The following is a 9,037-nucleotide window of genomic DNA, read 5'->3' as shown; positions in this document are numbered from 1 at the left end:
GTGCTCGCCTTTATCACCGTCCACGTTGATTTCCTTTTTTCCAATGAACAACTCAAAACTGTATCTCCGGATCTCCTCGTCAAAAATTCTAAATTAACGACGACCTTATTGAGCACACTGGCGCAGTCGATTTTAACGTTGACCACTATTACTTTTTCATCGATTATGATTGTTTTGACCACGTTCTCCGGCCAATTTTCCCCGCGTACGTTGCAGACGTTCATTGCCGACCGTGCCAGCCAGCGAGTCCTCGCCGTATTTACCGCGGGGTTTGTCTACAACGCGGTCACCCTCCTGCTCACGGGCCAATCGAACAGCAAAAGCTTGCTCATTACACCAATGTTCAGCGTTATCTCCGGTATTTGCTGTGCCGCGTTTTTCATTTATTTCATTCATCACGTAGCAAAATGGGTGCAAGTGAACCACCTGATCGATAACATTACGAAAAAGACGTTAACGACGGTAGACAACGTCGGAAACGAAGCAGCGCATTTCAATTCGAAAACAAAATCAAGCATTGACGCCAAGAACAAAGCACGTCACGTCATACCGGCGAAAAGTGCTGGATATATTGAATTGATTAATTTCCGGGCTTTGTTGAAAATCGCTCGTGCATGCGACATAACGATAGAAATGCAAGTGCATATCGGCGATTACGTATTGGCCGGAACGACAATCGCTGCCTATTCCGGAAACGAGCCGCTGGACGATCAAAACCAAGACAAAATCCGCACGGCGGTAAAACTTGCGACCGAACGAACGAGCGAACAAGACATTGAATTCGGGATTCAGCAGCTCGTGGAAATCGCATTGCGGGCGATATCCCCGGCGGTGAACGATCCGCATACGGCGATTAATTGCATCAACCGGATCGGCACGATTATCAGCCATTTGTCGCAAACCGCGATGCCCGGGCCGTACATTTACGATCCGGACGGGAACCATCGGTTGACGATTTCGACGCGTGACATGGAACATTTTTTGTACAAAGGGTTGTATCAAATTCGCCATTACGGAAAAGGAGACATATCGGTTACCGTCGGCATGCTGCGTGCAATCAAAAGGTTGGCCGAAACGACCGACACGAACACGAGAAAGTTGCTGGCGGATTTCGTGAAGTACGTGCGGGAAGGCTTTGACGATGAAGTGCTGCAAGAAAAAGACCGTATGTATTTGCAAAAAGAAACTGAAGACGTTTTGCGCTTATTGAAAGGCGGACTGCTGTAAGCAACAGCCATGTTTAAAGGATTCCTCGGCCGGGAACGGAAGAATCAAACGGCGATAAAAAAATTCCCCGGGGGCGTTCCCCGAGGAAATGACGTCAGTCCACAATTTTTACTTTTACTTCTTTGCGTCCCCAATTTAACGCATCCGAACGATCGGCGAAGAAGACGTCGATCCGATTGCCGTCGATGGCACCTCCGGTGTCTCCGGCAACAGCATAGCCGTACCCTTCGACCCAAACGGTGGATCCGAGAGGGATGACGTCCGGATCAACGGCGATCACTTTTGCACCCGGATTTTCAAGAAGGTTGATGCCCGTTGCGGTGATGCCGGAGCACCCTGCGCAATTCGCCGTATAAGCTGTGCTTTCCACATACAATACTTTGTCGGCACTTACGTCAGTACCCCTGCTGACCGTCTCATCCGATGAAGAACTTTCCGAGACGCTCGTCGATGCACTCTCGACTTTCGTCGCAGGTACTGGATTGTGAAGCAAGGCTTTGTACGTTTTCGGTCCGGCGATTCCGTCAACCGCAACGTCGTTCGCCTTTTGGAAACCTTCGACAGCATTTTCCGTAAGCGGCCCGAAAATCCCATCGAGGTCGCCGAGATAATAATCCAAGGCTTTCAACTGCGTTTGCAAAACTTTGACCGTATGGCCGCGGTCGCCGAGTTCAAGCTTCGGAGCTTTTTCATAAGCCTTTTTGTACTCAAGAACTTGTTTCAGCGTCTGTTTCGTTTCCGGTCCGATGATGCCGTCCTGGTTTAAATCATAATCGAGCTGCAATGCATTCACCGCTTCGTAAGTATGCGGACCGAAAATCCCGTCTATGTCGTCTTCGTAGTAATCGAATTTCTTCAAGATTTTTTGCAGGGGCTTGATTTGCTTGCCATGATCGCCCTTGATCCATGTATTTTCTCCGAAACCGGATGCGTGCGTAACCATTGGGGCTACTGCCATGATTCCCGTCAAAGCTGACGACATCACGACGGTTTTGAGTTTTTGGTTGCCTTTCATAAAAAAAAGAACTCCCCTCTTCCGAGATTGTGTGCCTTCATTCGCACAATGCTCATTGTACTAGGGGAGTATTTCATAGCAATTGTAGGAAGCTTACAATCGTTTAACAGTAGATTACAAAGTCGGCCTAGGACCAATATCCTATGTAATATTTCTATCAATTTCTTGTAAAACCGGCATTATGCAACAAATTCGCAAGGCTTTCTGTCGACGGCTTGTCCTTTTTGCGAACAAACATTCCTGTTAGTGATTTCGTCTCGCCATCAACAAAAACAGCGTAATCAGCAGAAAAGCGGTAAGCGCGAGCAGCGGAATCGTGATGAATCCGAGCCAATTGATGTATTCCCCGCTGCAAGGGACCGTTCCCGTGCAAAAAGACGGCGTACCGAACTTTTGCTCCGAGTAATGATAAATGGAGAAACAACCTCCGATAATGCTCAGCGGCAACACGTAAGTGGTAATCGACCGCGCGCCTTTAAAGCTGGCAATACCGAGGATGATGACGAGCGGATACATAAAAATTCTCTGGTACCAACACAGTTCACACGGCACATAACCGGCAATTTCGCTGAAGTACAAACTGCCCCCCGTCGCGATGACCGCAACGAGCCATGCGAAATAAAGGGAAAAAGACGCTTCTTCGTTTCTCGTTTCCATTAGTTCGCCGCCTTTTCATACGCCGCCGAGATAATTTGTGAAAGTTGATCATAATGCGACGTTTCGTCCCAAGTTAACATTCGGCCGTTCACATAGACTGTCGGTGTCCCTTCGATGCCGAGCGCTTGCGCTTTTTCCGCATCTCGTTTGACCGCCTGTAAATACGTACCTTCTTCAATATCTCTCCGCAACGTTTGCCGATCTATTTCCGGAACAGTTTCCGCCGCCAACTGAACGAGAAAATCCGTCGTTGCCCACGCTTCATCTTCAGGCCCTTGATTCGCGTAAATCGCTTCGTGATAGTCCCAAAAGGCGTCCGGACGGCGATGATAAACCGACTCCGCCGCAAGTGCGATGCGCACCGAGCCTTTACCAAGAATCGGATCGTTTACGAAATAGAATGCAGCTTTTCCAGTATCGATAAATTGTTCTTTCAGCTTCGGAAAAAATTTCTGGTCGAAACGGTAGCAGACGATGCAGCGGTAGTCGCCGAACTCAACGATTTTCACAGGAGCGTCCGGATCCCCAAGCATCGGCTGCTCTTTGTAGCGAAAAGAAAGCTTCTCATCATCTTCCGTTGCCGCCTTCGGCGGCTCGCCGCTGTCTTCGTTTCCGCCCATTGCCTTTAACAGCGTAAAACTTGCCGCTGCTGCAAGCAAAAGTGCGGCCGTGACGATCATCAAAATTCGCATTCGACGCATCGATTCACCCTTACTTTGCTTTGTCATAGGCTTGGTCAATCACCGCTTTCAGCGCCTCATAACTCGTCACCGCCACGCGTTCGCCGTTGACGAAAACGCTCGGCGTACTGTTAAGTCCGAGATTCAACGCTTTTTGCCGGTCTTGCTCGACGGCGGTTTTATACGTTTCGTTTTGGATGTCCTTCATTAATTGATCGCCGTTCAACCCTTCCACGTGCGTCACGCCGATTTTCGTTATTCGTTCCGCCGTGGCCCAATCTTCATCCTCCGGTCCTTGATTCGCATACAACGCATCATGAAATTGCCAGAACAACTCCGGCTGGCGGTGATAGACCGATTCCGACGCCAATGCGGCAGGCATCGATCCTTGAATGATCGGGAAGTTTGCAAAATAATAAGCCGCTTTTCCCGAATCAATGTAATCTTTCTTTAATTGCGAGACGATTTGTTCATCGAACCGTTTGCATACGGGGCATTTGTAGTCACCGAACTCGACGATTTTCACCGGTGCGTCCGGATCGCCCATTACGGGGTATCGACTATAGTCAAAACTCGCACGTCCGGCAGCATCTTCTTGATGTTTCGCCACTCCGGCATACACCATCACCCCGACAATCAAGACAATGAGCGCGATTAAGGTCGCAAACATTATCGTCTGTACCCTTCCTGCCTTTGTCTTGCGCGTTCGATTAGGAATCTTATTGCGAGTATTCTTCTTCTTTTTCTTGGACATGCCCTCACCTCGTTTCGTAAAGAGTGTACCACATTTATCAGCATTTCGGGGAACCTTGGCATCACAAATGGAGGAAACGTTTCGATAGCTTGCTTTTGGCGCAAAGAAACCGCCCCTGCTCAAGCGAGGGGCGGCTTTGGTGTTTATACGGCACGCAGTTTTTTCTTCGGTTGGTAGCGCTGAATCAACGGCTTCAGTTTCGGGTAAAGCACGAGGAAGACGACGCCCGTCAACGCACCTTTAATGAGATTAAAAGGAAGAATGGCCACGGTTACAAGTTTCACCATAGCATCCGATGTCATGTGGGGGAAGTGCAGAAACCACATGTAAGCCGGCAGCAGCACGAAGTAGTTTAAGATACTCATGACTACAGCCATTAAAACGACGCCGGCCAATATTCCGGCAATGACCCGCTTTTTCGACGAGCCTATTCTTCTGGCGAGCAAAGCAACCGGTAAAATCAACAACAGCCCGGCAACGAAATTCGCCAATTCCCCGATCGGAACGCCCGCCGGACCGGGTTGTGTTACATAATGCAAAAGGTTCTTGACGGCCTCGATGATAATGCCTGCCGCCGGACCGAACAAGAGCGCGCCGATCAAGGCAGGAATATCGCTGAAGTCCATTTTCAAATACGGCGGAAACGCCGGCAGAGGAAAATTCAACAACATCAACACATAGGAAACGGCTGCCAGCATCGCAAGTGCGACGAGGCGGTAAAGACGGTTTTCTTTCTGCATGAGGGGATCTCTCCTTCATTCTCGATTCATCCCGTTCATGAAGACACGAAAACCCCTGAAGAATGGAATCTTCAGGGGCTGATTGGACAACTGTTTTCTGTCCAAAGACACAAAGGCACACGGGTGTCCTTGCACATGCAAACAACATCTTCTCCCATCCGGACTTTCACCGTCGGCCCCGGAATTCCACCGGGCCAACCGATGCTCGCGCATCGGGTCGCGGGCTTTAACCGCCGGTGGGGAATTGCACCCCGCCCCGAAGATGAATCGATTTTTGTTAAGTTGGATTTAGTTTAATCATACGAAAAACCGGTTCATTTGTAAAAAAGTTTGCCTGCCGCCGATACGCCTCGCAAAAGACATTTACTTGTCCTTCGTGTTCATGCCGGGAATCGTACAACCATCCGGTCCGCAAATGATCCCCCCGGATTCGATTCGGACGCCTTCGGCTTCCGCTTTCTTTTCCTTTTTCAGCTGTTCTTGTTGCCACGCGAAATCGATCTCCGGCACAAATTTTTCCGGAAAACGAATGTACCACCGCTGTTTGCGAATTAAAAAATTGTCCGGGTCAAGCGCGAGTGCTTCGTCGAGCTCCTGCAAAGCTTCGGTGGTTTTCCCTTGCCTCGCATATTCCATGCCGAGCTTGAATTTCGTTTGCGCCCATGCGGTTTGCATGTTTGGCACACGCTTTAAAGGTTCCTCTTCAAACTCAACTTTCTCAACTTCCCCGCGTATGAGTTGTTCAACGGCTTTGACATGATCCTCGTTGGTCACTTCGAACCTTTCCTTAATCATGCGTATCGTTCCGTCCTCATCAAGGAAGATGCCGTTCGGGACAACCTTGAACCCGAACCGATGCGCCCATTCATTTTTCTCATCGACGACGGTCTTGAATGTCGTGCCTTCGACATGCGGCTTGACAACCTCCGCTCCCCGTCCGTCCACCGCAACGGAAAGCAATTCGAAACCATCCTGTTTATGTTGTTCATAAAACGATTGCCAACCTGGCAATTGATGGCGGCATCGTCACCAGGACGCCCACATGAACACGAGCGTTTTCTTGCCCCGGTAATCTTCCGTCGACACGGCATTCCCGTCCAAATCCCGCAGCGTCACTTTCGGCATCTGTTCCAGCAACATTCGTTTTCCTCCTTTTTCTTTTATTGTAACGAACCTGAACGGAGGCTTCGAACAAAATGCTTGAACATTCGGATCATTCACATTCGTCCGTAAGCCCGGTAAGGCGTGGTGACCGGCATTTTCCATATTACAGCTGTCAATGCGAGCAAAACGAGTGTCGCCGCGAGACCCGCTTCCGGGCCGAACGATCCGCCGGACCAAAGCACGTTCTCTGTTTCTTTGATCGTATACAGCCCGTGCCGTGTCGTTCCGCTTACCGGAAACCCAAAGACATTGCCTTGAAAATAATTCCATGCCATATGAAAACCGATCGGCATCCAGAGATTTCCCGTTTTTACGTACATCCAGGCTAACAGCAAACCGACGAAGAAAATGTTCACGAGACCGAGAATGGCCACGTTTGGATTCATCGCATGGGAGAGCGCAAATAACACCGAAGACATGATGACCGGAACGGCGACGTTTCCGCGGCGAGTAAATACGTGCATCAAGTAACCGCGAAAGAAAAATTCTTCGGCAACGGCGACCACAAAGAAAAACAAGAATCCGTTGATAAGGCTCCACGAAATCTCAGGTTGCGTGAATGGATGAACCAAGGTAACGGTTCCCGAAAAAGAGAAGCCGAAAAAAATGACGATCATCGCTCCCGCCCCTAATGCAAATCCGATTAAGAACGCCCGACTCCCGAGGCGAAACGGTATGAGCCCGACGTCTTGCGGCCGCCGGTCATCCAGCATTTTCAGGGCAATGTAAGCGGCGGCGATGAATGCCGCTTCGCGCACGTAAAGAACAACCATTTGATACGCCTGGTGCCCGAGCGGTATCAGTTTCAGAGGCATGACTAACAGCATGTTGAACATTATATAAAGAAGGATCAAACAAACGAGTTTCCAAACGATTCGAACCTCGCCGTTTGCAGTAACAAACAATCGATTCAACAAGATGGTTCCACCCTTTCGTTATAAATCCTAAGCTTCATTATAACGCAGTTTGATCGGGCGGACATCGTTGCCCATTTCGGCTGGTGGTTGGAATCGGCCGTTAGTCCTTTTCCGCCGACAACAGCAAACTCATCGGGATTCTCACGCGGCAAGCTTCAAGATGCTCGAACATCGGCGAAAGATCGTGCGGAAACTCTTCTAGCTTACGTAATCGAAATCGGTTGCTGACGACAGCGTTAACGATGTCGGCAACCGTCGGATTAAAATTATAAGCCGTACTCGCCTCGTACGGGTCATTGCCCAAATACGTAAGTCCCTCATTATATGCTTGCGGTTCTTTTACAAAATACGAATATTTCATTCTTGGCACAGCCGCTTCTTCATCGATCATATTTAACAGCGGGTGTATCTCATAAATGAGCAGCGCCCCGCCCGGCTTCAAAAGCCGCTCAGCAACAGCGAAAAACCCGGGCAAATCCGGCAGCCAGATGAGCGCGCCGGCAGAAATGTAAATGAGATCGAACTGACGATCAAAGTCTTTCGGAATCTCATAAACATCGGTGCGCACGAACGTGCTCTCAATGCCAGCCTCTTCGGCCAGCCGCTGCGCCGAAGCAATCGCTCCGTCGGAAATATCAAAACCGGTGACCGCCGCTGCTCCAAGATTTTTCAACGACAACGTCTCGACGCCGTCGTTGCAGCAAAGCTGCGCGACATGCTTTCCGCTGAGCCCGATGGCCGCCAGCTCTCGCGTCACCGTCTCGTCAAGGCAAGAAAATCCCGGCTCGTCAATAAATTGCTTTTTCGCTTCCCGCTTCAGCTCCTCATGCTTCGGCGCTACTTCGTTCCACGCCTTCCGGTTCGCTTCCGTGTATTTTTTAATATCCATTACGTTCACTCCGTTTCCTTCTCGCATAGGTGTAATCGCCTTCATAAACCGTCATCGTTGCATTTTCGAGCCAAAACAGGCGCGAAAAGCATTTATTCAAGAAATAACGGTCGTGCGAAACCGCCAACAGCGTGCCTTGGAAATCTTCCAACGCATCCTCAAGCACCTCGCGTGAATCAATATCCAAATGGTTCGTCGGTTCGTCGAGAATGAGAAAATTCACGTCTTGATACATGAGTTGCGCGAACCGCAAACGCATTTGCTCGCCGCCGCTCAAATCCTTCACGCGCTGAAACACTTGGCTTCCATAAAACATGAACTTCGCCAGCACGTGCCGTGCTTTCCCTTCATCCATCGTCGTCTGCTCCCGAAACGCCTCCAGCACCGTCGCATTCTCGTCGCCCGGCAAGCCGTCTTGCGACAAATAGCCGACATTCACGCCCGTGCCGAGCGCACACTTGCCTTCGTCCGCGCGCTCCTCGCCGAGCATCATCCGCAGCCACGTCGACTTCCCCGTCCCGTTTTCGCCGACAACGGCTGCGCGCTCGCCGAAACGCACATGCATCCCCGCTTCGCGGAACAAGACCCGGCCGTCAAACGACTTCGTCACGTTTTCCATCCTCACGACATCCCGGCCGCTGCGCTTTCCGGCATCCAGTTCAAGCCCCATCTTCTTCCGCTCGATCACCGGGCGGTCGAGCTTCTCCATCCGCTCCAATGCCTTCTCCATGCTTCCGGCGCGCCGATGCATGCCGGCATTCGGCGGATTCGCCCGGTTCGCCCACTCGCGCAGTCTTTTGATCGCGGCTTTCATTTTTTTAATCTTTTTCTGCTGCTCTTCGAATTGCTGAAACTCCGCGAGCAGCCGCGCTTCTTTTTCCTTCACGAACGCCGAGTAGTTGCCGTTGTACGCCTGCAGCTCGCCGTCTTCAAGATCGTAAATTTTCGTCACCGTACGGTCGAGAAAATACCGGTCGTGGGAAATGACCATGAC

Annotated in this window: 11 protein-coding genes and 1 riboswitch; of the genes, 1 reads left to right on the top strand and 10 read right to left on the bottom strand. The window is 50.4% G+C overall.

Annotated elements, in window-relative coordinates:
* Positions 1–1,227, top strand: a 1,227-nt coding sequence (locus VFK44_10080; protein ID HET7628724.1) for a DUF2254 domain-containing protein, incomplete at its 5' end; no start/stop codon positions are given.
* 94 nt (positions 1,228–1,321) lie between these two features.
* Here VFK44_10080 and VFK44_10075 read toward each other — a convergent pair.
* The 10 genes from VFK44_10075 to VFK44_10030 all read right to left on the bottom strand — a co-directional run.
* A complete protein-coding gene (locus VFK44_10075; protein HET7628723.1) occupies positions 1,322–2,242 on the bottom strand; it encodes a peptidoglycan-binding protein in 921 nt (306 codons plus the stop codon).
* A 243-nt stretch (positions 2,243–2,485) separates the two neighbouring features.
* Positions 2,486–2,899, bottom strand: a complete 414-nt coding sequence (locus VFK44_10070; GenBank protein HET7628722.1) for a disulfide oxidoreductase — start codon at positions 2,897–2,899, stop codon at positions 2,486–2,488.
* Positions 2,899–3,600 (bottom strand): thioredoxin domain-containing protein, encoded by a 702-nt coding sequence (locus VFK44_10065; GenBank protein HET7628721.1) that lies wholly within the window; start codon positions 3,598–3,600, stop codon positions 2,899–2,901. Before VFK44_10065 ends, VFK44_10070 begins: the two co-directional genes overlap by 1 nt.
* Positions 3,601–3,610: 10 nt before the next feature.
* A complete protein-coding gene (locus VFK44_10060; protein HET7628720.1) occupies positions 3,611–4,333 on the bottom strand; it encodes a thioredoxin domain-containing protein in 723 nt (240 codons plus the stop codon).
* A gap of 143 nt (positions 4,334–4,476) precedes the next feature.
* Entirely contained in the window at positions 4,477–5,073 is a 597-nt protein-coding gene (locus VFK44_10055; protein ID HET7628719.1) for an ECF transporter S component, read from the bottom strand.
* 142 nt (positions 5,074–5,215) lie between these two features.
* Positions 5,216–5,341, bottom strand: a riboswitch (FMN riboswitch).
* Between the two features lie 95 nt (positions 5,342–5,436).
* Positions 5,437–6,033, bottom strand: coding sequence for a thioredoxin family protein (locus VFK44_10050; protein ID HET7628718.1), 597 nt, complete (start codon positions 6,031–6,033; stop codon positions 5,437–5,439).
* Between the two features lie 66 nt (positions 6,034–6,099).
* Positions 6,100–6,213: a redoxin family protein gene (locus tag VFK44_10045; protein HET7628717.1), complete on the bottom strand. Its 114-nt coding sequence runs from the start codon at positions 6,211–6,213 to the stop codon at positions 6,100–6,102.
* Positions 6,214–6,290: 77 nt separating this feature from the next.
* A complete protein-coding gene (locus VFK44_10040; protein ID HET7628716.1) occupies positions 6,291–7,154 on the bottom strand; it encodes a type II CAAX endopeptidase family protein in 864 nt (287 codons plus the stop codon).
* Between the two features lie 100 nt (positions 7,155–7,254).
* Complete coding sequence (locus tag VFK44_10035; GenBank protein ID HET7628715.1) at positions 7,255–8,043, bottom strand: class I SAM-dependent methyltransferase; 789 nt, start codon at positions 8,041–8,043, stop codon at positions 7,255–7,257.
* Positions 8,033–9,037: ABC-F family ATP-binding cassette domain-containing protein (locus VFK44_10030; protein ID HET7628714.1), on the bottom strand; the 1,005-nt coding region annotated here is incomplete at its 5' end. The genes VFK44_10030 and VFK44_10035, both read right to left, overlap by 11 nt.

This window comes from Bacillales bacterium, from assembly GCA_035700025.1.
In the GTDB taxonomy this organism is placed as follows: Bacteria; Bacillota; Bacilli; order Bacillales; family DASSOY01; genus DASSOY01.
The sequence above is the reverse complement of the archived record's forward strand: the minus strand, read 5'-3'. Positions and strand labels throughout refer to the sequence as shown.

Excerpts from the sequence above, each read along its gene's own strand:
- VFK44_10075 (HET7628723.1), bottom strand. The coding sequence starts at position 2,242 with ATGAAAGGCAACCAAAAACTCAAAACCGTCGTGATGTCGTCAGCTTTG.
- VFK44_10070 (HET7628722.1), bottom strand. The coding sequence starts at position 2,899 with ATGGAAACGAGAAACGAAGAAGCGTCTTTTTCCCTTTATTTCGCATGG.
- VFK44_10065 (HET7628721.1), bottom strand. The coding sequence starts at position 3,600 with ATGCGTCGAATGCGAATTTTGATGATCGTCACGGCCGCACTTTTGCTT.
- VFK44_10060 (HET7628720.1), bottom strand. The coding sequence starts at position 4,333 with ATGTCCAAGAAAAAGAAGAAGAATACTCGCAATAAGATTCCTAATCGA.
- VFK44_10055 (HET7628719.1), bottom strand. The coding sequence starts at position 5,073 with ATGCAGAAAGAAAACCGTCTTTACCGCCTCGTCGCACTTGCGATGCTG.
- VFK44_10045 (HET7628717.1), bottom strand. The coding sequence starts at position 6,213 with ATGTTGCTGGAACAGATGCCGAAAGTGACGCTGCGGGATTTGGACGGG.
- VFK44_10035 (HET7628715.1), bottom strand. The coding sequence starts at position 8,043 with ATGGATATTAAAAAATACACGGAAGCGAACCGGAAGGCGTGGAACGAA.